The 24,811-nt window shown below is 61.0% G+C and carries 26 protein-coding genes; 15 read left to right on the top strand and 11 right to left on the bottom strand.

Annotated features, from left to right (window positions below):
- The first annotated feature begins 6 nt into the window (after positions 1-6).
- The 5 genes from LOY70_RS01780 to ntrC all read left to right on the top strand — a co-directional run bounded on the left by LOY70_RS01780 (position 7) and on the right by ntrC (position 4,649).
- On the top strand, positions 7-570 hold the full coding sequence (locus LOY70_RS01780; RefSeq protein ID WP_265032803.1) for a chorismate mutase: 564 nt from the start codon (positions 7-9) through the stop codon (positions 568-570).
- A 196-nt stretch (positions 571-766) separates the two neighbouring features.
- A complete protein-coding gene (locus LOY70_RS01775; protein ID WP_123345706.1) occupies positions 767-1,285 on the top strand; it encodes a DUF4124 domain-containing protein in 519 nt (172 codons plus the stop codon).
- On the top strand, positions 1,282-1,899 hold the full coding sequence (locus tag LOY70_RS01770) for a DUF4124 domain-containing protein (protein ID WP_265032801.1): 618 nt from the start codon (positions 1,282-1,284) through the stop codon (positions 1,897-1,899). The genes LOY70_RS01775 and LOY70_RS01770 overlap by 4 nt, the downstream gene beginning before the upstream one ends.
- 231 nt (positions 1,900-2,130) lie before the next feature.
- Positions 2,131-3,216, top strand: a complete 1,086-nt coding sequence (gene glnL / locus LOY70_RS01765) for a nitrogen regulation protein NR(II) (RefSeq protein ID WP_123345492.1) — start codon at positions 2,131-2,133, stop codon at positions 3,214-3,216.
- Positions 3,213-4,649: a nitrogen regulation protein NR(I) gene (gene ntrC / locus LOY70_RS01760; RefSeq protein ID WP_025211353.1), complete on the top strand. Its 1,437-nt coding sequence runs from the start codon at positions 3,213-3,215 to the stop codon at positions 4,647-4,649. Before glnL ends, ntrC begins: the two co-directional genes overlap by 4 nt.
- A gap of 491 nt (positions 4,650-5,140) precedes the next feature.
- Here ntrC and LOY70_RS01755 read toward each other — a convergent pair whose 3' ends face one another.
- On the bottom strand, positions 5,141-5,581 hold the full coding sequence (locus LOY70_RS01755) for a hypothetical protein (RefSeq protein ID WP_123414923.1): 441 nt from the start codon (positions 5,579-5,581) through the stop codon (positions 5,141-5,143).
- On the opposite strand from LOY70_RS01755, the gene trmL reads away from it, so the two are divergent.
- Positions 5,580-6,035: a tRNA (uridine(34)/cytosine(34)/5-carboxymethylaminomethyluridine(34)-2'-O)-methyltransferase TrmL gene (trmL, locus tag LOY70_RS01750; protein ID WP_123414922.1), complete on the top strand. Its 456-nt coding sequence runs from the start codon at positions 5,580-5,582 to the stop codon at positions 6,033-6,035. The two genes, LOY70_RS01755 and trmL, sit on opposite strands and share 2 nt — an antisense overlap.
- Positions 6,036-6,194: 159 nt before the next feature.
- On the opposite strand, the gene secB is transcribed toward trmL, so the two are convergent.
- The 3 genes from secB to LOY70_RS01735 are packed head-to-tail and all read right to left on the bottom strand — an operon-like array spanning position 6,195 to position 7,386.
- Positions 6,195-6,677, bottom strand: coding sequence for a protein-export chaperone SecB (gene secB / locus LOY70_RS01745; protein ID WP_060739605.1), 483 nt, complete (start codon positions 6,675-6,677; stop codon positions 6,195-6,197).
- A gap of 39 nt (positions 6,678-6,716) precedes the next feature.
- On the bottom strand, positions 6,717-6,971 hold the full coding sequence (gene grxC / locus LOY70_RS01740; protein WP_265032795.1) for a glutaredoxin 3: 255 nt from the start codon (positions 6,969-6,971) through the stop codon (positions 6,717-6,719).
- 1 nt (position 6,972) lies between these two features.
- Entirely contained in the window at positions 6,973-7,386 is a 414-nt protein-coding gene (locus LOY70_RS01735; RefSeq protein WP_025211349.1) for a rhodanese-like domain-containing protein, read from the bottom strand.
- Positions 7,387-7,538: 152 nt separating this feature from the next.
- Between LOY70_RS01735 and gpmI the strand changes: the two genes are divergently transcribed.
- The 4 genes from gpmI (at position 7,539) to LOY70_RS01715 (ending at position 12,710) form a co-directional block, all read left to right on the top strand.
- Positions 7,539-9,068: a 2,3-bisphosphoglycerate-independent phosphoglycerate mutase gene (gene gpmI / locus LOY70_RS01730; protein ID WP_265032793.1), complete on the top strand. Its 1,530-nt coding sequence runs from the start codon at positions 7,539-7,541 to the stop codon at positions 9,066-9,068.
- A 216-nt stretch (positions 9,069-9,284) separates the two neighbouring features.
- Entirely contained in the window at positions 9,285-10,577 is a 1,293-nt protein-coding gene (locus tag LOY70_RS01725) for a murein hydrolase activator EnvC family protein (protein ID WP_265032791.1), read from the top strand.
- A gap of 32 nt (positions 10,578-10,609) precedes the next feature.
- A complete protein-coding gene (locus LOY70_RS01720) occupies positions 10,610-11,926 on the top strand; it encodes a S41 family peptidase (protein ID WP_123345502.1) in 1,317 nt (438 codons plus the stop codon).
- A 1-nt stretch (position 11,927) separates the two neighbouring features.
- Positions 11,928-12,710, top strand: a complete 783-nt coding sequence (locus tag LOY70_RS01715; protein WP_265032788.1) for a divergent polysaccharide deacetylase family protein — start codon at positions 11,928-11,930, stop codon at positions 12,708-12,710.
- 190 nt (positions 12,711-12,900) lie between these two features.
- On the opposite strand, the gene LOY70_RS01710 is transcribed toward LOY70_RS01715, so the two are convergent.
- Positions 12,901-13,656, bottom strand: coding sequence for a substrate-binding periplasmic protein (locus LOY70_RS01710; protein WP_265032786.1), 756 nt, complete (start codon positions 13,654-13,656; stop codon positions 12,901-12,903).
- A 218-nt stretch (positions 13,657-13,874) separates the two neighbouring features.
- Here LOY70_RS01710 and LOY70_RS01705 point away from each other — a divergent pair, with 218 nt between their 5' ends.
- Entirely contained in the window at positions 13,875-15,386 is a 1,512-nt protein-coding gene (locus tag LOY70_RS01705; RefSeq protein ID WP_265032784.1) for a trypsin-like serine peptidase, read from the top strand.
- Positions 15,387-15,416: 30 nt separating this feature from the next.
- Here LOY70_RS01705 and hisF read toward each other — a convergent pair whose 3' ends face one another.
- The 6 genes from hisF to LOY70_RS01675 all read right to left on the bottom strand — a co-directional run bounded on the left by hisF (position 15,417) and on the right by LOY70_RS01675 (position 20,412).
- Positions 15,417-16,187, bottom strand: coding sequence for an imidazole glycerol phosphate synthase subunit HisF (gene hisF / locus LOY70_RS01700; RefSeq protein WP_015633827.1), 771 nt, complete (start codon positions 16,185-16,187; stop codon positions 15,417-15,419).
- A 9-nt stretch (positions 16,188-16,196) separates the two neighbouring features.
- On the bottom strand, positions 16,197-16,934 hold the full coding sequence (gene hisA, locus LOY70_RS01695) for a 1-(5-phosphoribosyl)-5-[(5-phosphoribosylamino)methylideneamino]imidazole-4-carboxamide isomerase (RefSeq protein ID WP_025211342.1): 738 nt from the start codon (positions 16,932-16,934) through the stop codon (positions 16,197-16,199).
- Between the two features lie 42 nt (positions 16,935-16,976).
- Positions 16,977-17,231 carry a DUF2164 domain-containing protein gene (locus tag LOY70_RS01690; RefSeq protein ID WP_003186749.1) on the bottom strand — a complete coding sequence of 85 codons (255 nt, stop codon included), beginning with the start codon at positions 17,229-17,231 and terminating at the stop codon, positions 16,977-16,979.
- Positions 17,231-17,869: an imidazole glycerol phosphate synthase subunit HisH gene (gene hisH, locus LOY70_RS01685; protein WP_265032758.1), complete on the bottom strand. Its 639-nt coding sequence runs from the start codon at positions 17,867-17,869 to the stop codon at positions 17,231-17,233. The genes LOY70_RS01690 and hisH overlap by 1 nt, the downstream gene beginning before the upstream one ends.
- Positions 17,869-18,462 carry an imidazoleglycerol-phosphate dehydratase HisB gene (hisB, locus tag LOY70_RS01680; protein WP_003186751.1) on the bottom strand — a complete coding sequence of 198 codons (594 nt, stop codon included), beginning with the start codon at positions 18,460-18,462 and terminating at the stop codon, positions 17,869-17,871. The genes hisH and hisB overlap by 1 nt, the downstream gene beginning before the upstream one ends.
- Before the next feature lie 288 nt (positions 18,463-18,750).
- Positions 18,751-20,412 (bottom strand): OFA family MFS transporter, encoded by a 1,662-nt coding sequence (locus LOY70_RS01675; protein ID WP_265032745.1) that lies wholly within the window; start codon positions 20,410-20,412, stop codon positions 18,751-18,753.
- A 263-nt stretch (positions 20,413-20,675) separates the two neighbouring features.
- Between LOY70_RS01675 and panM the strand changes: the two genes are divergently transcribed.
- From panM to LOY70_RS01655, 4 genes are all read left to right on the top strand, one after another.
- Complete coding sequence (panM, locus tag LOY70_RS01670; RefSeq protein WP_265032743.1) at positions 20,676-21,074, top strand: aspartate 1-decarboxylase autocleavage activator PanM; 399 nt, start codon at positions 20,676-20,678, stop codon at positions 21,072-21,074.
- A gap of 118 nt (positions 21,075-21,192) precedes the next feature.
- The gene (locus LOY70_RS01665) at positions 21,193-23,418 is read left to right on the top strand and encodes an AsmA family protein (protein WP_265032742.1); all 2,226 of its coding nucleotides are present in this window, start codon (positions 21,193-21,195) and stop codon (positions 23,416-23,418) included.
- On the top strand, positions 23,415-24,482 hold the full coding sequence (gene mutY / locus LOY70_RS01660) for an A/G-specific adenine glycosylase (RefSeq protein WP_265032740.1): 1,068 nt from the start codon (positions 23,415-23,417) through the stop codon (positions 24,480-24,482). Before LOY70_RS01665 ends, mutY begins: the two co-directional genes overlap by 4 nt.
- On the top strand, positions 24,479-24,751 hold the full coding sequence (locus tag LOY70_RS01655; protein ID WP_265032738.1) for an oxidative damage protection protein: 273 nt from the start codon (positions 24,479-24,481) through the stop codon (positions 24,749-24,751). Before mutY ends, LOY70_RS01655 begins: the two co-directional genes overlap by 4 nt.
- The last annotated feature ends 60 nt before the right edge of the window (positions 24,752-24,811 follow it).

The raw sequence follows: 24,811 nt of genomic DNA, 5'->3' as shown, positions 1-24,811 counted from the left end.
CTGCCCATGACTTTGCGCTTCAAGCTCTGCCTTGCCCTGTCTGCCGCGCTGCTGGCCTCCACCGCCGGAGCCGCCTCGACTCACGCCCCAGAGGCCCTGACCCCGTTGCTTAACGCCATTGGCGAACGCCTGGCCATCGCCGATCAAGTGGCACTGAGTAAATGGGACAGTGGCAAACCCGTAGAGGACCGTCAGCGCGAGCGCGAAGTCATTGCCGCCGCCGTCGCCCAGGCACCGGCCTACAAACTGAGTAACGAAACCGTGGAAGCGTTTTTTGCCGCCCAGATAGAAGCCAACAAGATGGTGCAGTACATCAACTTGTCCGACTGGGCCCTGGACGGCAAGGCCCCGGACCTCCCGCGCCCGGACCTGGTGGGACAGATTCGTCCGCAGCTTGACCGATTGCAAAAGCGCCTGCTGCAGCAACTGGCCGACTTCGCCCCCTACCGCACCGATCCGCAGTGCCCGCAATGGCTGGCTCGTGCCACCCACCACAACAAGCAGCACCCGGTACACCGGCTCGCCCTGATCCGCGCGACCGCAGAGTTGTGTATCTCCCCAAAAGCTTAAGTCAGGCCCCCTTCCCCTGTGGGAGCGAGCTTGCTCGCGATGGCGGAGTGTCAGGCACAGGGATGCTGGATGTGCTGGCCTCATCGCGAGCAAGCTCGCTCCCACAGGGCAGGTCATGGCCCAACACAACAACTTGGGCCAATGCCTCTCCCTGACCTATGCTGCAACCCAATACTTTCAGTTTTCGGTCGATTTTATGGGGCGTGGTTTTTCAATCATCCTGTTCTTGCTGTTGGCGTTGCCTGCCGCTGCACAGATCTACAAGTACACCGACGCCGAGGGCAACACCGCCTACAGCAACCAGCCGCCCCAAGGCGTACCGGCCCAGACGGTAGAGTTGCCGCCGCTCAACAGCATCGAGCGCCAGCCTCCAGCCAGCCCGAACACGCCCACGGCGCCCGTGGCCAAGGAAGAATCACGCAACGCCTACGAGGTTCTGGAACTGACGGACATTCCTACCGAGGAGGCCCTGCGCGCCAACAACGGCACGTTCACCGTTGGCGTTCGGGCCCAACCGCGCCTGCAAAGCCCTCATCTGTTCCGGCTGCTGCTGGATGGGCAACCCTATGGCCAGTCGACCAACGTGCCGCGCCTGCAATTGGTGAACATCGATCGGGGCGAGCACAGCCTGGCGGTTCAAGTCATCGACGGGGAACATCTCGTGCAACAGAGCGAAACCGTGACCTTCACCGTACAGCGGGTGCACCAGCCGTGATCCGCTGGCTGCTCGCCCTGGGCCTCTCGCTGGCCGCGCTGCCGGGCGTAGCGCAGGTCTATACCTACATCGATGCCCAAGGCAATCGCGTCTTCACCGATCAGCCGCGCCCCGGCAATGCGAAGAAAGTACAGCTGCCACCCGGCAACCGGATGCCGTCACCCCCAGGTACAGCCCCGACGCCAACGCCCAAAGCGCCGTCCGAGCCGCTGTTCCATTACGAAATGCTCCGCCTATTGATCCCCGAACCAGACGCCACGATACGCAGCACTGCCGGGGAGCTGATCGTCAGCGCCACCAGCGAACCCCAACTGCAAAAAGGCCACCGCTACCGCCTGCTGCTCGACGGCCAACCCACGGGCGCACCGGGGCCAAGCCCGGTGTTTGCCTTGAGTAACATCGATCGAGGTACCCATCATCTGGCGGTGGAAATCCTCGATGAGCAAGACCGCATCGTCGAACGCACCGCCAACCAGCCCTTCCACATGCAGCGCATGTCCCTGGCGCAGAAGCGCCGCGTCAAACCTTGTGTCAACGCCGATTATGGCCAGCGCCCCGAATGCCCCCTCGCCGAAAAACCCAAAGAAGAAAGCAGCATCCTGCCGTTCTTCTAACACCGCCCAGATAGACGCACTATATTGGTGCACAAACTTGCACGAATATCCAGACCTCATCCCACTTTGGTTCGAAAGTACCCGTAGAAACTGGCAGCACGCCACGCAAATGGGCGGATAAAGCCTTTTTGCGGCTCTAAACGCTTCTTTTCGGAGCCTTGGTTTGGTTTTTGCATTTTCCTTGTACCGGCGCGTCATACGCGTGCTTGCTACGCTCCAAAAGAGGTCCTGATGACCATTAGCGACGCACTACACCGCTTGCTGCTCGACAACCTCACCACCGCGACCATTCTGCTCGACGCCCAATTACGCCTCGAGTATATGAACCCGGCGGCGGAGATGCTCCTGGCCGTCAGCGGCCAGCGCAGCCATGGGCAGTTCATCAGCGAGTTGTTTACCGAATCCGCCGAGGCCCTCAACTCCTTGCGCCAAGCGGTGGAACAGGCTCATCCCTTCACCAAGCGTGAAGCGATGCTCACCGCCCTGACCGGCCAGACCCTGACCGTGGACTACGCAGTCACTCCGATCCTGAACAACGGCGCCACTCTGCTGCTGCTGGAAGTCCATCCCCGTGATCGACTACTGCGCATCACCAAGGAAGAAGCCCAGTTGTCCAAGCAGGAAACCAGCAAGATGTTGGTGCGCGGCCTGGCCCACGAGATCAAGAACCCCCTCGGCGGGATTCGCGGCGCCGCGCAGTTGCTCGCCCGTGAGCTGCCGGAAGAAAGCCTCAAGGACTACACCAACGTCATCATCGAGGAAGCTGACCGCCTGCGAAACCTGGTGGACCGCATGCTCGGCTCGAACAAGCTGCCGTCCCTGGCGATGTGCAACGTCCATGAGGTGCTGGAGCGCGTCGGCAGCCTCGTGGAGGCCGAAAGCCAGGGTTGCATCACCTTGGTGCGCGACTACGACCCAAGCATTCCCGACGTGTTGATCGACCGCGAGCAAATGATCCAGGCTGTGCTGAACATCGTGCGCAACGCGATGCAAGCCATCAGCAGCCAGAACGAGCTGCGCCTGGGCCGCATCAGCCTGCGCACCCGCGCCATGCGCCAGTTCACCATCGGCCACGTGCGTCATCGCCTGGTGACCAAGATCGAAATCATCGACAACGGCCCGGGCATCCCCACCGAGCTGCAGGAAACCATCTTCTTTCCCATGGTCAGCGGTCGTCCGGACGGTACCGGGCTGGGCCTGTCCATCACCCAGAACATCATCAGTCAGCACCAAGGCTTGATCGAATGTGAAAGCCACCCCGGCCACACCACTTTCTCGATCTTCCTGCCACTGGAACAAGGAGCCACATCGACATGAGCCGTAGTGAAACCGTGTGGATCGTCGATGACGACCGTTCTATCCGTTGGGTCCTGGAGAAAGCCTTGCAACAGGAAGGCATGACCACCCAGAGCTTCGACAGCGCCGACGGCGTAATGAGTCGCCTGGCGCGTCAGCAACCGGACGTCATCATCTCCGACATCCGCATGCCCGGCGCCAGCGGCCTGGACCTGCTGGCGCGGATTCGCGAGCAGCATCCAAGGCTGCCGGTGATCATCATGACCGCCCATTCAGACCTGGACAGCGCCGTGGCGTCCTACCAGGGCGGCGCCTTCGAATACCTGCCCAAGCCGTTCGACGTCGATGAAGCGGTGTCGCTGGTCAAGCGCGCCAACCAGCACGCCCAGGAGCAACAGGGCATGGAAGAGGTGCCGGCCTTGGCCCGCACCCCGGAAATCATCGGCGAAGCGCCGGCGATGCAGGAAGTGTTTCGCGCCATCGGGCGCTTGAGCCACTCCAACATCACCGTGCTGATCAACGGCGAGTCGGGCACCGGTAAAGAACTGGTCGCCCATGCCCTGCACCGCCACAGCCCACGGGCGGCGTCGCCGTTCATCGCGCTGAACATGGCGGCGATTCCCAAGGACCTGATGGAGTCCGAGCTGTTCGGCCACGAAAAAGGTGCCTTCACCGGCGCGGCCAACCTGCGACGCGGACGCTTCGAACAAGCGGACGGCGGCACGTTGTTCCTCGATGAGATCGGCGACATGCCGGCCGACACCCAGACCCGCCTGTTGCGCGTGCTGGCCGATGGCGAGTTCTATCGAGTGGGCGGGCATACGCCGGTCAAGGTCGATGTGCGCATCATTGCCGCGACCCACCAGAACCTGGAAACCCTGGTTCACGCCGGAAAATTCCGTGAGGACTTGTTCCACCGCCTGAATGTGATCCGCATCCATATCCCACGCATGGCCGATCGTCGTGAAGACATCCCGACCCTGGCCAGGCACTTCCTCAGCCGCGCGGCCCAGGAACTGGCGGTGGAGCCCAAGCTGCTCAAGAGCGAAACCGAGGAGTACCTCAAGAACCTGCCGTGGCCCGGCAACGTGCGTCAGCTGGAGAACACCTGTCGCTGGATCACGGTGATGGCTTCGGGTCGCGAAGTGCACATCAGCGACCTGCCGCCGGAACTGTTGAGCCTGCCGCAGGATTCGGCGCCCGTGACCAACTGGGAACAGGCACTGCGCCAATGGGCCGACCAGGCCTTGGCCCGTGGCCAGTCAAGCCTGCTGGACAGCGCCGTGCCGAGTTTCGAGCGGATCATGATCGAAACCGCCCTCAAACACACCGCCGGCCGCCGCCGCGACGCCGCCGTGCTGCTGGGCTGGGGCCGCAATACCTTGACCCGCAAGATCAAGGAATTGGGGATGAAGGTCGATGGTGGGGATGATGATGACGGCGAAGAGGGCTGAAAGGCCTTGGTTCTTCGCTGATCTGTAGGGCCAATCGCGAGCAAGCTCGCTCCCACAGGGGAAACATAATTCCTGTGGGAGCGAGCTTGCTCGCGATGCTTTTAAAGGCTTCATGCACCGCATCAATGCACTACGAACCGCAATTGCACATGCCCCACCCGCCAAAACCCATCGATTCAACTCGAAAAAAATCGCACAAAAACGCAAAAGCCCCGGAATACGGGGCTTTTGCGTCACAGAAAGCGTTTTTGTGACAAATAATTTAAAACTGGCACGCCCCCTGCAATAGCTAGATCACTACCCAGTTTCGGGGACCTTGGTACAGGCAGGCCGGGGATTCCCCATTTTATACCGGGCTCATCGAGCCCACTGTTTTGGGGGCCTTGATACAGGCAGGTCAAGGTTTCCCTTCTTTACACCAGGGCCGAGCGCTCAGCGCAAGCCCTCCCGTTTTGGGGACCTTGGTACAGGCAGGCCGGGGATTCCCTCTTTTATTGCTCCTGGAGACGGACCTCCAGCCGCCAGCGGTCATCGACCTCGCTGCCGGTCCACTCCCCCCGCAACGGACGCGCCGCCACCAGCGTCAGCAGCAAGCCCTTGTCACTCAAACGCACCCGCCAGTTCACATCCTTGCCGTTGAGCTTGAGCTGGCCTTTCTGTGCCCGGCCTTCTGCTTCGAACAACAGCGCCACCGAGCCATCGATGACTTCCCCATGCAACTTGGGTTCGTTGTTGAACCAGGCCACCAACGCCCCATCGGTCACCTCGATCTGCTGCAACTCGCTCGGTTCGGGCGTGGTCAGGCGCCCGATCATCAACCCGACCATCACGCCAACGATCGCCAACGAGCCCATCACCCGAGGCATTAGCTTCGAACGCTGATCGGTTTGCGGCGTAGAATGCCGCTCATCTTTATCTGCGGAGCCGTGCATGTTTCACGTCATCCTTTTTCAACCGGAAATCCCGCCGAATACCGGCAACGTCATCAGGCTGTGCGCCAACAGCGGCTGCCACCTGCATTTGATCGAACCGCTGGGCTTCGAGATGGACGACAAACGCCTGCGCCGTGCCGGCCTCGACTACCACGAGTATGCCACCTTGCAGCGTCACGCCGACCTCGCCAGTTGTCTGGAAAGCCTCGGGCATCCGCGCTTGTTTGCCTTCACCACCAAGGGTTCGCGGCCGTTCCATGACGCCCGTTTCGTCGCCGGCGATGCGTTTGTGTTCGGCCCGGAAAGTCGTGGTTTGCCAGCCGAGGTGCTGGACGCCCTGCCCGCCGAACAGCGCCTGCGCCTGCCGATGCGCGAAGGCTGTCGCAGCCTGAACCTGTCCAACACCGTGGCGGTGGCGGTTTATGAGGCGTGGCGACAGAACGGTTTCGCCTGAGTCGACGCCGCGAGCCAGAAACTCCTGTGGGAGCGAGCTTGCTCGCGATGGCGGTGGATCAGCCGACTTTAATGTTGACTGGTGCACCGCTATCGCGAGCAAGCTCGCTCCCACAGGTTTTGTGCCTGGCCGTCGAGCGCTATGCCCGACGGTGGACGCTTACTGAACGGTCGCGCCGCCTTCTTGCTGCATGCGCTGCAGTTCTTGGGCGTACAGCGCATCGAAGTTCACCGGCGCCAGCATCAGGGCCGGGAACGAACCGCGGGTCACCAGGCTGTCCAGGGTTTCGCGGGCATAGGGGAACAGGATGTTCGGGCAGAACGCGCCCAGGGTGTGACTCATCGAAGGGGCATCCAGGTTCTTGATCAGGAAGATCCCGGCCTGCTGCACTTCGGCGATGAACGCCACTTCGTCACCGTTCTTCACGGTCACCGACAGGGTCAGCACCACTTCGTGGAAGTCGTCTTCCAGGGCTTTCTGACGGGTGTTCAGGTCCAGGCCTACGCTCGGCTCCCACTGCTGGCGAAAGATCGCCGGGCTTTTCGGGGCTTCGAAGGACAGGTCACGTACATAAATGCGCTGCAAGGAGAATTGCGGTGCGGCTTCTTCTTCGCTGGCAGCTGTGTTCTGTTGGTCAGTCATCGCAGATCCTTCTTACTTTCAGGTTCTTTAGTGGGAAATTCAGGCCTTGAGCATCGCGTCGAGCTTGCCGGCGCGCTCCAGGGCGAACAGATCGTCACAGCCGCCCACGTGGGTGCTGCCGATCCAGATCTGCGGCACGGAGGTGCGTCCGGCCTTTTGGGTCATTTCGGCGCGCAGTTGCGGCTTGCCGTCGACCTTGATCTCTTCGAAAGCCACACCTTTGTTCTGGAGCAGGAACTTGGCTCTGGAGCAATAGGGGCAGTAATCGCTGGAATAGACAACGACGTGGGCCATCTCACTTCACCAGCGGCAGATTGTCGGCTTTCCAGCTGGAAACGCCACCGGACAGCTTGGCAGCGGTGAAACCGGATTTCATCAACTCGCGAGCAAGGGTACCGGCGTGCTGGCCTTGGGCGTCCACCAGGATCAGCGTCTTGGCCTTGTGTTTTTCCAGTTCGCCGATACGCGCGATCAGTTTGTCCTGGGGAATGTTCACCGCCCCGACAATGTGACCGGCGGCGTAATCCTTGCTCGGGCGGATATCCACCACCACGCCGGCATCCTTGTTGACCAGCGCGGTCAGCTCGCCAGTGCTCAGGCTACGGCCGCCGCCCTGCATCGTATGGGCGACCAGCAACGCCAGCAATACGACGAAGATACCGACGAGAATGTAGTGGTTAGTGGCAAATTCAATCAGGTGAGCAACCATCGAAGGAGGTTCCAGGGCGTTAAAATGTCGGCCAGTATACACAGCACACAAGGCCGGCCAAACCCCGCCCGGCGGTGACGCCGTCGGAACTTACCTTTAAACTGCCCGTCCCTTTTCCATCGTCTTCTTTTAACCCGCCACGAGTGGATTCCATGACTACCACGCCTAAACCTTTGGTCCTGATGATTCTCGACGGCTTCGGTCACAGTGACAGCCACGAATCCAATGCCGTGTATTCGGCCAACAAGCCCGTGCTGGACCGCCTGTGGGCCACCGTGCCGAACGGCCTGATCTCCGGCAGCGGCATGGACGTCGGCCTGCCGGACGGGCAGATGGGCAACTCCGAAGTCGGCCACATGAACCTCGGCGCAGGCCGCGTGGTGTACCAGGACTTCACCCGCGTGACCAAATCGATCCGCGACGGCGAGTTCTTCGAAAACCCGACCATCTGCGCCGCGGTGGATAAGGCCGTGGCAGCCGGCAAGGCCGTGCACTTCATGGGCCTGCTGTCCGACGGTGGTGTGCACAGCCACCAGGACCACCTGATCGCCATGGCCGAACTGGCTGCCAAGCGCGGTGCCGAGAAGATCTACCTGCACGCATTCCTCGATGGCCGCGACACCCCGCCGAAAAGCGCCACCTCGTCGATCGAGCTGCTGGACGCCACCTTCCAGGCCCTCGGCAAAGGCCGTATCGCCAGCATCGTCGGCCGTTACTACGCCATGGACCGCGACAACCGTTGGGACCGCGTGGCCCAGGCCTACAACCTGATCGCCGATGGCAGCGCCGAGTTCAACGCGGCCACCGCCCAGGAAGGTCTGCAAGCCGCCTATGAGCGCGGCGAAAGCGACGAATTCGTCAAGGCCACCACCATCGGCGAGCCGGTAAAAGTGGAAGACGGCGACGCCGTGGTGTTCATGAACTTCCGTGCCGACCGCGCCCGCGAGCTGACCCGCGTGTTCGTCGAAGACGGTTTCAAGGAATTCGAACGCCCCCGTCAGCCGAAACTGGCTGGTTTCGTCATGCTGACCCAATACGCCGCCAGCATCCCCGCGCCATCGGCCTTCGCCGCCGGCAGCCTGGAAAACGTGCTGGGTGACTACCTGGCGAAAAACGGCAAGACTCAACTGCGCATCGCCGAGACCGAAAAATACGCCCACGTGACGTTCTTCTTCTCCGGCGGCCGTGAAGAGCCCTTCCCGGGCGAAGAACGCATCCTGATTCCATCGCCGAAAGTCGCCACCTACGACCTGCAGCCGGAGATGAGCGCACCGGAAGTGACCGACCGCATCGTCGACGCCATTGAGAACCAGCGTTACGACGTGATCGTGGTCAACTACGCCAACGGCGACATGGTCGGCCACAGCGGCGTGTTCGACGCAGCGGTCAAGGCCGTGGAATGCCTGGACACCTGCGTGGGCCGCATCGTCGAGGCCTTGGAGAAAGTCGGCGGCGAAGCGCTGATCACGGCCGACCATGGCAACGTCGAGCAGATGTCCGACGAATCCACTGGCCAGGCCCACACCGCCCACACCACCGAGCCGGTGCCGTTCATTTACGTCGGCAAGCGCAACTTCAAGGTCCGCGACGGCGGTGTATTGGCTGACGTAGCGCCGACCATGCTGATGTTGCTGGGGATGGAGAAGCCGGCGGAGATGACCGGGACTTCGATCCTGGTCTGACGAAACACATCCCCCTGTGGGAGCGGGCTTGCTCGCGAATGCGGTGCATCAGACACATAACTGTCGACTGGCACGCCGCATTCGCGAGCAAGCCCGCTCCCACATGGGTTTTTGGTGTTTTTCGGGCCAGTTATCACACAGTCCCAAATGGGCGTTTTTTTTGCAGCGTGGGGCGGGCATACTAGGCCGTCCCTTTCCCTGGTGTCGCCCGCCTCTATGCTTCGCGTCCTGATAGCCCTTGCTCTGACCTGCCTGCTCCAACCGGCCTTTGCTGACGAGCGCGCACAAACCCAACAGCAGTTGGACGCCACGCGTCAGGACATTGCCGAGCTGAAAAAACTGCTGGGCAAGTTGCAGGAAGAGAAATCCAGCGTACAGAAAGACCTGCGCGGCACCGAGACCGAGATGGGCAAGCTGGAGAAACAGGTCGAGGCCCTGCAAAAAGAGCTGAAGAAAAGCGAATCCGAGCTGCAGCGGCTCGATGGAGAGAAAAAAAAACTCCAGGGCGCGCGCACTGAACAGCAAAAACTGATCGCCATCCAGGCCCGTGCCGCTTATCAGAACGGCCGCCAGGAATACCTCAAGCTGCTGCTCAACCAGCAGAACCCCGAAAAATTCGCTCGCACCCTCACCTATTACGATTACCTGAGCCAGGCCCGCCTGGAACAACTCAAGAGCTTCAACGAAACCCTGCGCCAACTGGCCAATGTCGAAAAAGACATCGAATTGCAGCAAGCCCAGTTGCTGGTGCAGAAAAGCAGCCTCGACACCCAGCGCGATGAACTCGAGAAGGTTCGCAAGGAGCGCCAGGTGGCCCTGGCCAAGCTTAACGATGACGTGAAAGCCCGCGACAGCAAACTCAAGGCCCGCGAGCAGGATCAGGCTGAGCTGGCAAACGTGTTGAAAACCATCGAGGAAACCCTGGCCCGCCAGGCTCGGGAGGCAGAAGAAGCGCGCCAGAAAGCGCTGATCGCCCAGCAGGAAGCCGAAAAAAAGCGGTTGCGTGAAGCCCAGGCCGACGCAGGCGCCGGCGATGCACCGCGCAAACCGGCAAAATCCAGCCCCGGCGCACTGGTTTCCAGTGATGGCGAAACCTTCGGCGGCGCTTTTGGTTCGGCCCGGGGCAAACTTCCATGGCCGGTCAATGGTCGATTGCTTGCGCGCTTCGGTGAAACCCGTGGCGACGACACCCGCACCAAGTGGGACGGCGTGATGATCAGTGCCGCCGCCGGCAGCCAGGTGCATGCCGTGCATGGCGGGCGCGTGGTATTCGCCGACTGGCTGCGCGGCGCCGGCCTGCTGGTGATCCTCGATCACGGCAACGGTTATTTGAGTCTGTACGGCCACAACCAGACGCTGCTCAAGTCGGCGGGGGATGTGGTCAAGGCCGGCGAGTCCATCTCCACGGTCGGTAACAGTGGCGGGCAGGACACGCCAGCACTGTATTTCGCTATTCGTCAGCAGGGTCGCCCCAGTGACCCGGCTCAATGGTGTCGTGCGCAAGGATAAGCGCGCCCATCCAATTAAGGAGTTCGTTCGACATGCTGCATTTGTCCCGCCTCACCTCGCTGGCCCTGACGATCGCCCTTGTGATCGGTGCGCCCCTGGTTTTCGCCGCTGACCCGGCCCCATCGGCGCCAGCCGCCACGGCCGCGACCACCAAGGCCCCGCTGCCGTTGGACGAGCTGCGCACCTTTGCCGAAGTCATGGACCGGATCAAGGCGGCCTACGTGGAACCGGTGGATGACAAGATGCTGCTGGAGAACGCCATCAAGGGCATGCTCAGCAACCTTGACCCCCATTCGGCCTACCTGGGCCCGGACGACTTTGCCGAGCTGCAGGAAAGCACCAGCGGCGAGTTCGGCGGCCTGGGCATCGAGGTCGGCAGCGAAGACGGTTTCGTCAAAGTAGTCTCGCCGATCGACGACACCCCTGCTTCCAAGGCCGGCATCCAGGCCGGTGACTTCATCGTCAAGATCAACGGCCAGCCAACCCGCGGCCAGAGCATGACCGAAGCCGTGGACAAGATGCGCGGCAAGATCGGCCAGAAGATCACCCTGACCCTGGTGCGCGACGGCGGCACGCCGTTCGACGTGACCCTGACGCGTGCGGTCATCCAGGTCAAAAGCGTGAAGAGCCAACTGCTGGAATCGGGCTACGGTTATATCCGCATCACCCAATTCCAGGTCAAGACCGGCGAAGAAGTCGCCAAGGCCCTGGCCAAGATGCGCAAGGACAACGGCAAGAAGCTCAACGGCCTGGTCCTGGACCTGCGTAACAACCCCGGCGGCGTACTGCAATCAGCCGTGGAAGTAGTGGATCACTTCATCACCAAGGGCCTGATCGTCTACACCAAGGGTCGTATCGCCAATTCCGAACTGCGCTTCTCGGCCACCGGCAACGACTTGAGCGAAGCCGTGCCACTGGTGGTGCTGATCAATGGCGGCAGCGCCTCGGCTTCGGAAATCGTCGCCGGCGCCCTGCAGGACCAGAAGCGCGGTGTGGTCATGGGCACCACCAGTTTCGGCAAGGGCTCGGTACAGACCGTGTTGCCACTGAACAACGACCGCGCCCTGAAGATCACCACCGCGCTGTACTTCACGCCCAACGGCCGTTCCATCCAGGCCCAGGGCATTGTCCCGGACATCGAAGTGCGCAAGGCCAAGATCACCAACGAGCAGGACAGCGAGTACTTCAAGGAAGCGGACCTGCAAGGTCACCTGGGCAATGGCAACGGTGGCGCCGACAAACCGACCGGCTCCGGCGCCAAGGCCAAGCCGATGCCGCAGGATGACGATTACCAGTTGGCCCAGGCCCTGAGCCTGCTCAAAGGACTGAACATCACCTCCGGCCGCTGAGATGGGCCGGCGCTTCATCCTCGGCCTGTTGTGCTGCCTGGCAGGCGCCGCCTTTGCGGCGCCCGCCACACCGGCCCCTCCACCGCACAAGGCTTACCTGAGCCTGATCATCGACGACCTGGGGCAGAACCTGCCCCGGGATCGCCGGGTGCTGGCCCTCCCCGGGCCGGTCACCGCCGCGATCATGCCCGACACGCCCCACGCCGCTGAATTCGCCCGCGAAGCCCATCGCGCCGGCAAGCTGGTCATGCTGCACATGCCCATGGACCCGGCCACCGGGCCGTTCGCCTGGCATCCGGACCTGCCTATCGAAGAACTGGGGAAACGCCTCGACGCCGCCTTCGCCGCCGTGCCCTACACCAGCGGGATCAACAACCACATGGGCAGCCGCATGACCGCCCAGCCCGAAGCCATGGCATGGTTGATGGCGAACTTGCAGCAGCGCCACAAGTTTTTCGTCGACAGCCGCACCAGCGCCCAGACCGTCGCTGCCGCCCAAGCGCAGAAAATCGGCCTCGCCAGTGTGTCGCGGGATGTGTTCCTGGACGACGAACGCACCGAAGCCGCCATCGCCCATCAACTCCAGAGCGCCATCGACCTGGCCCGCCGGCAGGGTTCGGCCGTGATGATCGGCCATCCCTATCCACAGACCCTGGCAGTGCTCGAACGCGAGCTACCCCGGCTCAAGGCCCAGGGCATCGAATGGATCGACATCAAGTCGATGATCAGCCTGCGCAGCAATCAGGCGATGGTCGGGCATGGGAAGAATGGGGTGTATCGATAGCGGTAACCGCGTCGCCGCCATCGCGAGCAAGCTCCCCACAGTGGTTTTGCATCGGGCACAAGATTGGTGTCCGCAGCAGATCCCCTGTGGGAGCGAGCTTGCTCGCGATGACAGCGGCACATTCAATCTCTTTGCAAGCTGACCCACCGCTTTCGCATACAAGCTCGCTCCCTCCAGTTTGTTCCAGCAGTCAGAGATACCGCGCCATGATCGCGTCAACCGCGCCTTCCTTGCGCAGCTCATCCAGGGCCGCTTGAAGCCGGGCAACCACGTCGTCGGGCACGTCCTTGTTCAACGCCAGGTACAACTCGGCACTGTTGAAACGCAACACGGTCTTGAGATCGTTCACGCCTTCCTGACGCGCTAGGTAACGCCCGGCCGGGTCGCCAGTGGCCCACAAGTCGATCTGGCCGTTGACCAGCTTCCTGGCGTTATCCTGATCGCGCAATACCACAATCGGGTTCAGCCCCTGCTTGGCCAGCGTCTCGGCAATCGCGTCGCCCTTGTAGGCACCAATCCGGTATTTACGAGCCTGCTCCAGCGAGTCGAGGGTGATCTTGCTGTCCGTCTTGGCGAGCATGATCCAATCGTCCGGGCCGATAGGGCCGACCCATTTGAAGAGTTTTTCGCGCTCCGGCAGGCGCGCCATGACGAACACACCGTAACCAGGATTTTCCAGGGCGAGCTTATAGATTCGCTCCCAAGGGAAACGCAGCGTCAGGCTGTAGGAGATATCGGCACGTTTGAATATCTCGCGGACGATGTCCACGGCGATGCCATTGATATTTTCGTCCTGAGCGAAGTTTTTGCCATTCATGGCCATGTTGTAGGGCGGGAAGTTTTCCGTCAGCAACACCAGGCCAACATCGCGGCGGTCTTGAGCCTTTGCGCCATTGATGAACAACAAAGAGGCGCTGGCAAGAATGAAAAGAATGCGTCTGAACATGTCTAGCGACCCGGATCCATGGTGTGCCCAAGAGAGTGCCTTGGGCTTGCAAGCATGTCCACAGCCTTGGCTGCCCCAGCGACTCAACTACTCAGTATGTGCGAGAGCGCCATCACGGTTGGGGTAACTATTTACCACCAGCTGTCAGCCCGTACCTGATTAATTGGAGATCACCGGCCATTGCCGGTTTTCATTCAACTAACCAAAGGCGCCCCTCGATGAAATCGATCTCCCTTTTGCTGACCGGTATGCTTTGCTCGCTGTGTTTGCAGGGCATTGCCCACAGCCGGGACTATGGCGAAGGCATGCAGAACTTCACGACCTCAAAGGTCCTTGAAAATGCGGATGGAACACATAACCACTGGCGAGGCATCGGACGCCTGTATATCAACGGCTCTTGCACCGCGACACTTCTCGACACTCAGGATCCATCGGTAACCCAAGCAACACCGGCTTATGTGCTCACTTCAGGGCACTGTATCGAGAAAGGTAACGGAAACATCGTGACGGATAAGCCGGTAAGCGGGGTCATGCAGTTCGATTACTTCGCCGACACCGCGTTATTCAAAACCTACGCCCTGAAAAAAGTGGCCTGGCGCAGCATGCAGGGTGTTGACCTGGCCATCATTGAATTGGACGTCAGCCTGCAAAAACTCATTGAGGAAGGTATACAGCCGTTGGAATTGGCTCGCCAGAAACCTGCCGACGGGACCGATGTCCTGATCGTGAGTGCTCCGCAAGGTTTCGAGCAAACCACATTGCGCATGGCGGCTTGTACTTTGCAGCCCGCCCGGGAGATCGTCGAAGGCCCATGGGTGTGGCGAAACAACGTGATGACTCGCTGCCAGGATATAGCGGGAGGCAGTTCAGGCGGCCCAATTGTCAATCGTCGCTCCAACGAGATCATCGGTGTAATCGGTACCGGGAACTTGGCGGCCGGTTTCGCGCCGTGCGACGAACATGCGCCCTGTACGCTGGTTGGAGATACCTATAAGACCATCCCTAAAAACGTCTACGGCAATCCGACGGTTTTTCTCAACGAATGCTTCATACGGGGGTACATAGTTAAGGATGCAACTTCGTCTTGTCCGCTCTATCCGGCATTTACCGTAAGCGCTGACGCGAACGAGCCGGCGCGGTTCAAAAGACTCAAGAAAAGGAAAGACGGGACATTGGAAATCCCGACATGGAATTACCGTTTCTCCATCAGCACTGCGTTTTATCGCCATAAAACCGTGCGCGCCGCGAAGGATTGCGAAAGTGGCCATTACTACAGCGATGCAATCAGTTCCACCGGCGCATTTATCGACACCGAGATCGGTGCGCGGCCCGGCTTTTATTTCCTTTGCATCCTTGGAGTGGATTCCGCTGCTCAAAGAGCAGAACCAGGACTCATCAAGAATGGCCTGTCGCTTCCGGTAGAGGTGCTTGATGACACGCCAACCGCACCGCCCGTATTGTCGATCAGTTCCGGCGTAGGCGTGGAGCTGGCAAGCGGCGAGCCGTATCGTACCTACTCCGTCAAGTTTGGCCCGTTGAACACCACCGATTGCTCCAAAAGTGAACAGTACCTTCCCGATTCCCATATGGATTTCTGGTTCCCGGATGCAGAACTGCCGATCAAGTTCTGCACCATCGCCTACGACAAATCAGGACACCCTTCCGAACCAAGGACCGAAATCCTCAACCCTACGACAAGCACACCAGGCGCAACACCGACTGTTCGCTGATGTAGTTACCCGGTTCTTGCCTGCTCGAACTTATCGAACGACGATTCCGCGCTGCGCCATGTAGGCCTTGGCTTCAGGCACGGTGTACTCGCCAAAGTGGAAAATACTCGCCGCCAGGACCGCGCTGGCGTGGCCTTCGATAATACCGTCGGCCAGATGCTGCAGATTGCCGACACCGCCGGAAGCGATGACCGGGATGCCCAGGGCATCGCTGATGGCGCGGGTGACGCCCAGGTCGAAACCGTTTTTCATGCCGTCCTGGTCCATGCTGGTCAGCAGGATTTCACCGGCCCCCAGGCCTTCCATTTTTTTCGCCCATTCAACGGCGTCGAGGCCCGTGGGTTTACGCCCGCCGTGGGTGAAAATTTCCCAGCGCGGGGTTTCGCCGGGGCCGGAGACCTTCTTGGCATCGATGGCGACGACAATGCACTGCGAGCCGAAATGCTGGGCCGCTTCGCCGACGAATTCCGGGTTGAACACCGCCGCGGTGTTGATGGACACCTTGTCCGCACCGGCATTGAGCAGGTTGCGAATGTCCTGCACGGTGCGTACGCCACCGCCCACGGTCAGCGGGATGAACACCTGGCTGGCCATGCGCTCGACGGTATGCAACGTGGTATCGCGGCCGTCGACGCTGGCCGTGATGTCGAGGAAGGTGATCTCGTCCGCGCCCTGCTCGTCGTAGCGACGGGCGATTTCCACCGGGTCGCCAGCGTCACGAATGTTCTCGAACTTCACGCCCTTGACCACCCGGCCGTTGTCCACGTCCAGGCAAGGGATGATGCGTTTGGCCAGCGCCATGGTGAGTCCTCAGCCTTTGTAGGAGTCGCAGAAGGCCTGGGCCTCGGCGACATCCAGAGTGCCTTCGTAGATCGCGCGACCGGTGATCGCGCCGATGATGCCCGGCGCCTTGGCGTCGAGCAGTGCCTTGATGTCACCCAGGTTGTGGATGCCACCGGAGGCGATCACCGGAATCTTCGTGGCGGCAGCCAGGGCGGCGGTGAACGGGACATTGCAGCCCTGCATCATGCCGTCTTTGGCGATGTCGGTGTAGACGATGGCAGACACGCCGTCGGCTTCGAAACGCTTGGCCAGGTCGATCACCTGCACGGTGCTGACTTCAGCCCAGCCGTCGGTGGCGACGAAACCGTCCTTGGCGTCCAGGCCAACGATGACCTTGCCTGGGAAGGCGCGGCAGGCTTCGGCGACGAACCCAGGGTCCTTGACGGCCTTGGTGCCGATAATCACGTAGCTCACGCCGGCCTTGACGTAGTGCTCGATGGTTTCCAGCGAACGAATGCCGCCGCCGATCTGGATCGGCAGGTTCGGATAGCGCTTGGCGATGGCCGTGACCACTTCGCCGTTGACCGGTTGCCCTTCGAAGGCGCCATTGAGGTCAACCAGATGCAGGCGACGGCAGCCGCCTTCCACCCACTTGGCGGCCATGCTCACCGGGTCATCGGAGAATACCGTGGAGTCTTCCATCCGGCCTTGACGCAGACGTACGCAAGCGCCGTCCTTGAGATCGATAGCGGGGATAATCAGCATCTGGCAAACCTTCAAAGACGAATATTCAGCTTGGCTCGAAAATCAGTTTTTCTCGAGCGCCCACAGGTCGCTTTCAATGCTTTCGAACCTTTCTTTAAGGTGCGTCTGCACATCGAAAATCGCCCTGTTGTAATAGTGCGGCGCAATTTCGCGGGTAAACAGGTCAAGAATTTCCGCCGCTTCGAAGGACCCCAGGTCCAGCTCGAAACGCTCCTCCATGAACCGCTGGATCTTGCGGTTCGCTTCACTCTCCTGCTCAGGCGTGAGGGTGAGGATCGGCGGTTTCTTGCGCGCCATTACCAGCGACCGTCCCACGCCGCGAAGTTCTGCAGCAGTTGCAGGCCATGGGTGTGACTCTTCTCCGGGTGGAACTGCACGGCGAATCGCGAACCGTCGGCCAGGGCCGCGGCGAAATCGACGCCATAGTGACCGCTGCCCACCACCTGCCGCGCATTGCCTGCCGCGATGTAATAGCTGTGCACGAAGTAGAAGCGCGCCAGGTCCGGAATGTTGTGCCACAGCGGGTGATCCACCGTCTGCTTCACTTCATTCCAGCCCATGTGCGGGACTTTCAGGTGCTCGCCATCTTCATGCAAGCCCTTGCCGAAAAACTTCACCTGGCCTGGGAACATGGAGATGCAATCGACGCCGCCGTTCTCTTCGCTGCTTTCGAGCAAGGCTTGCATGCCCACGCAGATGCCGAGGAACGGACGGTCCTGGCTGACTTCATGCACCAGCGAGTCGAAGCCCAGGCGACGAATCTCGGCCATGCAATCGCGAATCGCGCCGACGCCGGGGAATACCACCCGGTCGGCTTCGCGAATCACATCGGCATCGCTGGTAATCAGCACCTTGCCGGCACCCACGTGCTCGAGGGCCTTGGCCACCGAGTGCAGGTTACCCATGCCGTAATCGATCACCGCGACCGTCTGCATTACAGGACGCCCTTGGTGGAAGGCATTTGCCCGGCCATGCGGTCATCGAGCTCCACGGCCATGCGCAGCGCGCGGCCGAAAGCCTTGAACACGGTTTCGATCTGGTGGTGGGTGTTGTGCCCGCGCAGATTGTCGATGTGCAGGGTCACGTTGGCGTGGTTGACGAAGCCCTGGAAGAATTCCTGGAACAGATCAACGTCGAAGCCGCCGACCGTGGCGCGGGTATACGGCACATGCATCTGCAGGCCGGGGCGGCCGGAGAAGTCGATGACCACGCGCGACAGGGCCTCATCGAGCGGCACGTAGGCATGGCCGTAGCGACGGATGCCTTTTTTGTCGCCGATGGCTTTGGTAAAGGCCTGCCCCAAGGTGATACCGACGTCTTCCACCGTGTGGTGGTCGTCGATATGCAAATCGCCCTTGCTGACGATGTCCAGGTCGATCAGCCCGTGACGGGCGATCTGGTCCAGCATGTGCTCAAGAAAAGGCACGCCGATATCAAACCGGGCCTTTCCGGTGCCATCCAGGTTGATCGAGGCTTTGATCTGGGTTTCCAGAGTGTCGCGCTCGACAGACGCCTTACGTTCGGCCATCACCAGCTCCGCAAAATCATTGGGCGAAAAAGGCAGCCATTATAGGGGCGCGAGCGGCAAACAGAAACACGGGAGGTGATATCCCTGACGGGTTGTTTCCCGTGCTGTCGGCGATAGACATGTCCATACAAGTTTCTCGCCGTACCTGAAACAAATGTGGGAGCGAGCTTGCTCGCGATAGAGATGGGTCAGACAACACTCTGTCGACTGACCTCCCTCATCGCGGGCAAGCTCGCTCCCACAGGGTTTGCCCGAAACCCATCGGTCCGGGCTAGCCTCGTTTATTGCTTAGTGGAACAACACCGCCGTCTTCTGCAGGGTGACCCACACGCCCCACGCCAACGGAATGCCCACCACCAGCCAGGCAGCGATCGCCAACGGCTTGGTGCCCGGTGCAGCTTTCCACTCCAGCGAAGTGGTGCTGTCGGCGCCTTTGTCGTGGCCCAGCGCCTGTTCGGCAGCCAGCTCGGCGTCGGTCATGAAGTACTTGTCGGCGACCGGGCGGACCATCAGGTTGCACAGGAAGCCCAGTACCAGCAGGCCAGCCAGGATGTACAAGGTGATGTCATAGGCCGCGGCACGTTCAACGCCGATGCTCAGTTGATACTCACGCAGGTAGTTCACCAGGACCGGACCCAGCACGCCCGCCGCCGCCCAAGCGGTCAGCAGACGACCGTGGATCGCGCCGACCATCTGCGTACCGAACAGGTCCGCCAGGTAGGCCGGCACGGTGGCGAAACCGCCGCCGTACATCGACAGGATGATGCAGAACGCCGCCACGAACAGCGCGACGCTGCCCAGGTGACCAAGGCTGGGGATCAACGCGTACAAGGCCACGCCCAATGCGAAGAACACGAAATAGGTGTTCTTGCGACCGAGGTAGTCCGAGAAGGATGCCCAGAAGAACCGTCCGCCGATGTTGAACAGGCTCAACAGACCGGTGAAGCCGGCCGCGATGGCAGCAATCTGGCCCAGTTGCGCGGCGTCCAGTTGGCCGAAGGGCAGGTCGTTGCCGAGCAATTTGCCGCCGAACACTTCCTGCAACAGTGGCGAAGCCATGCCCAGGATGCCGATACCGGCGGATACGTTCAGGCACAGCACCAGCCATACCAGACGGAATTGCGGGGTTTTCCAGGCAACGCTCACGTGAACGTGGCGATGGGTGATCATCGCGTTCGCGGCTTTCTTCGGTGCCGGGGTCCAGCCTTCAGGCTTCCAGCCGGTCGGCGGGACGCGGTACGACAAGGCGCCACCGATCATGAACACGAAGTAGATCGCGGCCATGACCAGGAAGCTCTGCCATACGCCCACGCCTGTCGGCGAAGCGAAGTGGCTCATCAGCGCTGCCGCCAACGGAGCACCGACCATCGCGCCGCCGCCGAAGCCCATGATCGCCATGCCGGTGGCCATGCCTCGCTTGTCCGGGAACCACTTGATCAGGGTCGACACCGGGGAGATGTAGCCCAGGCCCAGGCCGATACCGCCGATGACGCCGGAACCGACCCACATGAGCCAGATCTGGTGGGTATAGATACCCAGCGCGGAAATCAGCAGGCCGCCGCACCAGCATACTGCCGATACAACACCAGCCTTGCGCGGCCCGGCGTGTTCCAGCCAACCGCCCCAGATGGCTGCCGAGCAACCCAGGAAGATGAAGAACAGGGTGTAGATCCAGCCGAGCATCGAGATCGGCCAGTCACATTGGGACGAAAAGACTTGAGAGATGAAGCTCATGTCCGGTGCGCAGGCCACAGCCTTGGTGACGCCCAAGGCCTTGGACAGTGGCAGCCAGAACACCGAGAAGCCGTAGGCCATGCCGATGCACAGGTGAATGGCCAGCGCGGCCGGTGGAACCAACCACCGGTTGAAACCGGGCTTGGCGATAATGCGTTCCTTGGAGAGGAACGCAGGCTGGTCGGCGACGCCGCCGGCCGTGATGCTCGTGCTCATGTGATGTATCCCCCAATTGTTAGAATGGTTCGTCAGCCACGCATCACCCTCAGCCTTCATTGCACGCAGGCATGGCTGTATTTTTTGGTGAAGCTCCATATTAGTGCGACATTACGCCGCAGAAGGACGGGCGAACAAGCAAAGGTTACCATTTGATCGTTACAGAAGAGTCAAAGTGACATCACCTTTTTCGTGTCATTTGTCTTATCGCGCCATTGCTCACTTTCTGTAGGGCGTGAACCGTTTATTTTTCAGGAATTTGTATGCCCATCGTTGTCGAGCACCTGAACGAAGCCAACTGCCAGGACCAGCAGGACCTGCACAAAATCTACCGAGACGCCCCGGCCTGGCTGTTCGAAACGTTTGACGATGCCGCCCAACTGATACAAGGCTGCCTGGAAGACGGCTCATTGATCGCAGCCCGCTTCAATGACCGATTACTCGGCGCCGCACGCCTGCAACGGCACCAGAACGTCTGGCACTTGTCCCAAATGTGCGTACGAAATATTACTCGCCGTCGTGGCGTGGCTGAACGGCTGGTGAGTGAGGCGCGCAGAACCGCCGAGGAAAACGGTGCAGAACTACGACTGCTGGCACCGGCCGGGCACCTGGAAGCCCAAGCGCTGGCGGCCAAACTGAAATTGCCGTTGGATGAAGGCTAACCAAGGCCGACCACAGATACCGTGGCGAGGGAGCGAACAACGATCACCCAACGCGCCACCAATTCAGGGCGTTATACTCCCTGGCTAAATTTTGAACTCAACCTACAAGGACTCGCCCATGAAAGCGTTCGGCAAAATCCTGGGTCTGGTGCTTCTCGGGCTGTTGCTGATCATTGTGGCCCTGGGCTTTGCCCTGACCCACCTCTTCGATCCCAACGACTACAAGGAAGAGATCCGCCAGATAGCCCGCGACAAAGCCCACATTGAGCTGACCCTCAATGGCGACATAGGCTGGAGCCTGTTTCCATGGTTGGGCCTGGAATTACATGACGCCAGCGTCGCCACGCTGGCCAATCCGAAACAACCTTTCGCCGACCTGCAGATGCTCGGCCTGTCGGTGCGGGTAATACCGTTGCTGCGCCGGGAAGTGCAGATGAGCGACGTCCGGGTCGAAGGCCTGAACCTGCGGCTCAGTCGTGACAAGAACGGCCACGGCAATTGGGAAGACATCGGCAAGACGCCCGCCTCCGCGACGACGGCGAATGCCCCGGCCCCTGCCGAACAACCTGCCCCGCCCGCCAGCACCCCGGCAGAGAAGCCGGCCCAGCCGACTCGCCTGGACATCGACAGCCTGACCGTGAACAACGCCCGGGTCGAATACACCGACGAACAGACCGGCAAGCAGTTCACGGCTGAAAGCATCCAATTGAGCACCGGCCCGGTCCACGACTCCACCAATATCCCGGTCACCCTCACCGCCTTCCTGTCCAGCAACCAGCCGGCCGTGCGCGTGCGCACCGAAGTCACCGGCGAGCTACGTTTCGAACGCGCCTTGCAGCGCTACAAGTTCGAAGACCTGAAACTGTCCGGCGAAGCCACTGGCGATCCGTTGCAGGGCAAGATCCTGAATTTCGCGGCTCAAGGGCAATTATCTCTGGATAAGGCAGCAAACGTCGCCGAATGGACCGGTATCAAACTGTCCCTCAACCAGCTGCGCGCCTTGGGTGAATTGAAGGTCAACGACCTCGACAAAACACCGCAATTGAGTGGCGGCGTGTCGATCGCCCAGTTCGATCTGGCCAACTTTGTCGACAGCGTCGGCCAGAAACTGCCGGCCATGGCCGAAGGCAGCCTGAGCAAGGTTGAACTGGTCAGCCGCATTGCAGCCACGCCGACCAGTGCCGAATTCAATGACATCAACCTGAAGGTCGACGACAGCAACTTTAACGGCCGTATCGCCGTGGAAGACTTCGCCAAGCAATCCCTGCGGGTGCAGCTCAAGGCCGATACGTTCAACGTCGACCGCTACCTGCCGCCCAAATCCGCCGAAGCCGACAGTAGCAAGGCGGCTCGTGAGGCCGAGGTCAGCAACACCGAGGCCAGCGCCATGGCCGGTGCTGGCAGCACACCGCTGCCGAGTTCCCCGACCCAGGGCGCCTGGAGCAACGACCGGCTGTTTCCGGTGGAGCGCCTGGGCAAACTGGACTTGGACGCCGACGTGACCTTTGGCCAACTGACCCTCGATAAACTGCCCATCCAGAATGCCGCCCTCAAGGCGAGCGGCCAGGGCGGCCTGCTGAGCCTGGAGAATCTGCGGGGCGATCTCTACAACGGCAATTTCGAAGCCAAAGGCACGCTGGACGTGCGCCAGCCTACGCCGCAGGTGAGCCTGCAAACCCGCATCAACCGGGTGCCGGCCGAGAAAATCATCGAAAGCCAAGGCAAGAATCCGCCGGTCAAAGGCCTGGTGACCCTCAACAGCGCCGTCACAGCCAGCGGCAACAGCCAGAAGGCCCTGATCGACAGCCTCAACGGCAACGCCGGGTTCGTCATCAACGATGGCGTATTGCTCAACGCCAACCTCGAACAGCAACTGTGCAAAGCCATCGCCACCCTGAATCGTGAAACCCTCAGTGGCGAACCCCGGGGCAAGGACACACCGTTCCAGCAACTCAACGGCAACCTCACCTTCAATAATGGCGTGGCCAGCAACCCGGACCTGAAAGTCCGCATCCCCGGCATGACCGTCAACGGCAACGGCGATATCGACCTGCGGGTGCTGGGCATGGACTACCGCGTCGGCATCATCGTCGAAGGCGACAAGAGCGACATGCCCGACCCAGCCTGCCAGGTCAACGAACGCTACGTCGATGTCGAATGGCCGTTGCGCTGCCGCGGCCCGCTGGAGCTGGGCGCCAAGGCCTGCCGCCTGGACAACGAGGGGTTGGGCAAGGTCGCGGCGAAGCTGGCCGGCGACCGCCTCGGTGACAAGATCGATGAGAAGCTGGGCGACAAGGTCAGTCCCGAACTGAAAAACGCGCTCAAGGGGCTGTTCAAGCGATGACAGCCGAGCAGTTTTCCACCGCCGTACTGGACTGGTTCGACCGCCACGGGCGCCACGATTTGCCCTGGCAACAGGACATCACCCCGTATCGGGTGTGGGTCTCGGAAATCATGTTGCAGCAGACCCAGGTCAGCACCGTGCTCAATTACTTCGACCGGTTCATGGCCTCGCTGCCTACGGTCCAGGCCTTGGCCGCTGCGCCAGAGGACGAAGTGCTGCACCTGTGGACCGGGCTGGGTTACTACACCCGGGCCCGCAACCTGCAGAAAACCGCGAAAATCGTCGTCGAGCAGTACAACGGTGAATTCCCTCGCGACGTGGAAAAACTCACCGAACTGCCGGGAATCGGTCGGTCCACCGCTGGCGCCATCGCCAGCATCAGCATGGGCCTGCGGGCGCCGATCCTCGACGGCAACGTCAAGCGCGTGCTGGCGCGCTTCACCGCCCAGGAAGGTTATCCGGGCGAGCCCAAGGTGGCGAAACAGCTATGGGCCACCGCCGAACGCTTCACGCCCCAGGACCGGGTCAATGCCTATACCCAGGCAATGATGGACCTGGGCGCCACGCTCTGCACCCGCAGCAAACCCAGCTGCCTGCTTTGCCCGCTGAAAAAGGGCTGCGAAGCCCACATGCTGGGCCTGGAGACGCGTTACCCGATTCCCAAGCCACGCAAGGAAGTGCCGAAAAAACGCACCCTCATGCCGATGCTGGCCAACCGCGAAGGCGCGATCCTGCTTTACCGTCGCCCTTCCACCGGCCTGTGGGGCGGCCTATGGAGCCTGCCGGAACTCGACGACCTCGACGACCTGCAGCACCTGGCGTCGCAACACTCGCTGGAATTGGGCAAGCAACAGGAAATGCCAAGCCTGGTGCACACCTTCAGCCACTTCCAGTTGGCGATCGAACCCTGGCTGGTCCGGGTCCGGGAAACCGGTCATCACGTGGCCGAGGCCGACTGGCTCTGGTATAACCTCGCCACCCCGCCGCGCCTGGGCCTTGCCGCCCCGGTCAAAACCTTGCTCGAACGCGCGGCCGCCGTATTGAACGCAGGAGAGTCGTCATGACCCGCACCATCATGTGCCGCAAGTACAAAGAACAACTCGAAGGCCTGGAGCGCGCACCCTTCCCGGGCGCCAAAGGCCAGGATATCTACGACAACGTCTCGGCCAAGGCTTGGGGCGACTGGCAAAAACACCAGACCCTGCTGATCAACGAAAAACGCCTGAACATGATGAACGCCGACGACCGCAAATACCTTCAAGGCGAGATGGACAAGTTCTTTTCCGGCGAAGAATACGCCAAGGCCGAAGGTTACGTGCCGCCCTCCGAATAAGCCGCTCAGCACCGGGGCGGATCGTAAGCGACGGTAATAATTAAATATTTTTTGATAACG

It is taken from the genome of Pseudomonas sp. B21-054 (genome assembly GCF_026016345.1).
Classification (GTDB): Bacteria; Pseudomonadota; Gammaproteobacteria; order Pseudomonadales; family Pseudomonadaceae; genus Aquipseudomonas.
This window is presented reverse-complemented; position numbering and strand designations above follow the sequence as displayed.

Excerpts from the sequence above, each read along its gene's own strand:
- LOY70_RS01780 (WP_265032803.1), top strand. The coding sequence starts at position 7 with ATGACTTTGCGCTTCAAGCTCTGCCTTGCCCTGTCTGCCGCGCTGCTG.
- LOY70_RS01775 (WP_123345706.1), top strand. The coding sequence starts at position 767 with ATGGGGCGTGGTTTTTCAATCATCCTGTTCTTGCTGTTGGCGTTGCCT.
- glnL (WP_123345492.1), top strand. The coding sequence starts at position 2,131 with ATGACCATTAGCGACGCACTACACCGCTTGCTGCTCGACAACCTCACC.
- ntrC (WP_025211353.1), top strand. The coding sequence starts at position 3,213 with ATGAGCCGTAGTGAAACCGTGTGGATCGTCGATGACGACCGTTCTATC.
- trmL (WP_123414922.1), top strand. The coding sequence starts at position 5,580 with ATGTTTCACGTCATCCTTTTTCAACCGGAAATCCCGCCGAATACCGGC.
- LOY70_RS01755 (WP_123414923.1), bottom strand. The coding sequence starts at position 5,581 with ATGCACGGCTCCGCAGATAAAGATGAGCGGCATTCTACGCCGCAAACC.
- secB (WP_060739605.1), bottom strand. The coding sequence starts at position 6,677 with ATGACTGACCAACAGAACACAGCTGCCAGCGAAGAAGAAGCCGCACCG.
- grxC (WP_265032795.1), bottom strand. The coding sequence starts at position 6,971 with ATGGCCCACGTCGTTGTCTATTCCAGCGATTACTGCCCCTATTGCTCC.
- LOY70_RS01735 (WP_025211349.1), bottom strand. The coding sequence starts at position 7,386 with ATGGTTGCTCACCTGATTGAATTTGCCACTAACCACTACATTCTCGTC.
- gpmI (WP_265032793.1), top strand. The coding sequence starts at position 7,539 with ATGACTACCACGCCTAAACCTTTGGTCCTGATGATTCTCGACGGCTTC.
- LOY70_RS01725 (WP_265032791.1), top strand. The coding sequence starts at position 9,285 with ATGCTTCGCGTCCTGATAGCCCTTGCTCTGACCTGCCTGCTCCAACCG.
- LOY70_RS01720 (WP_123345502.1), top strand. The coding sequence starts at position 10,610 with ATGCTGCATTTGTCCCGCCTCACCTCGCTGGCCCTGACGATCGCCCTT.
- LOY70_RS01715 (WP_265032788.1), top strand. The coding sequence starts at position 11,928 with ATGGGCCGGCGCTTCATCCTCGGCCTGTTGTGCTGCCTGGCAGGCGCC.
- LOY70_RS01710 (WP_265032786.1), bottom strand. The coding sequence starts at position 13,656 with ATGTTCAGACGCATTCTTTTCATTCTTGCCAGCGCCTCTTTGTTGTTC.
- LOY70_RS01705 (WP_265032784.1), top strand. The coding sequence starts at position 13,875 with ATGAAATCGATCTCCCTTTTGCTGACCGGTATGCTTTGCTCGCTGTGT.
- hisF (WP_015633827.1), bottom strand. The coding sequence starts at position 16,187 with ATGGCGCTGGCCAAACGCATCATCCCTTGCCTGGACGTGGACAACGGC.
- hisA (WP_025211342.1), bottom strand. The coding sequence starts at position 16,934 with ATGCTGATTATCCCCGCTATCGATCTCAAGGACGGCGCTTGCGTACGT.
- LOY70_RS01690 (WP_003186749.1), bottom strand. The coding sequence starts at position 17,231 with ATGGCGCGCAAGAAACCGCCGATCCTCACCCTCACGCCTGAGCAGGAG.
- hisH (WP_265032758.1), bottom strand. The coding sequence starts at position 17,869 with ATGCAGACGGTCGCGGTGATCGATTACGGCATGGGTAACCTGCACTCG.
- hisB (WP_003186751.1), bottom strand. The coding sequence starts at position 18,462 with ATGGCCGAACGTAAGGCGTCTGTCGAGCGCGACACTCTGGAAACCCAG.
- LOY70_RS01675 (WP_265032745.1), bottom strand. The coding sequence starts at position 20,412 with ATGAGCACGAGCATCACGGCCGGCGGCGTCGCCGACCAGCCTGCGTTC.
- panM (WP_265032743.1), top strand. The coding sequence starts at position 20,676 with ATGCCCATCGTTGTCGAGCACCTGAACGAAGCCAACTGCCAGGACCAG.
- LOY70_RS01665 (WP_265032742.1), top strand. The coding sequence starts at position 21,193 with ATGAAAGCGTTCGGCAAAATCCTGGGTCTGGTGCTTCTCGGGCTGTTG.
- mutY (WP_265032740.1), top strand. The coding sequence starts at position 23,415 with ATGACAGCCGAGCAGTTTTCCACCGCCGTACTGGACTGGTTCGACCGC.
- LOY70_RS01655 (WP_265032738.1), top strand. The coding sequence starts at position 24,479 with ATGACCCGCACCATCATGTGCCGCAAGTACAAAGAACAACTCGAAGGC.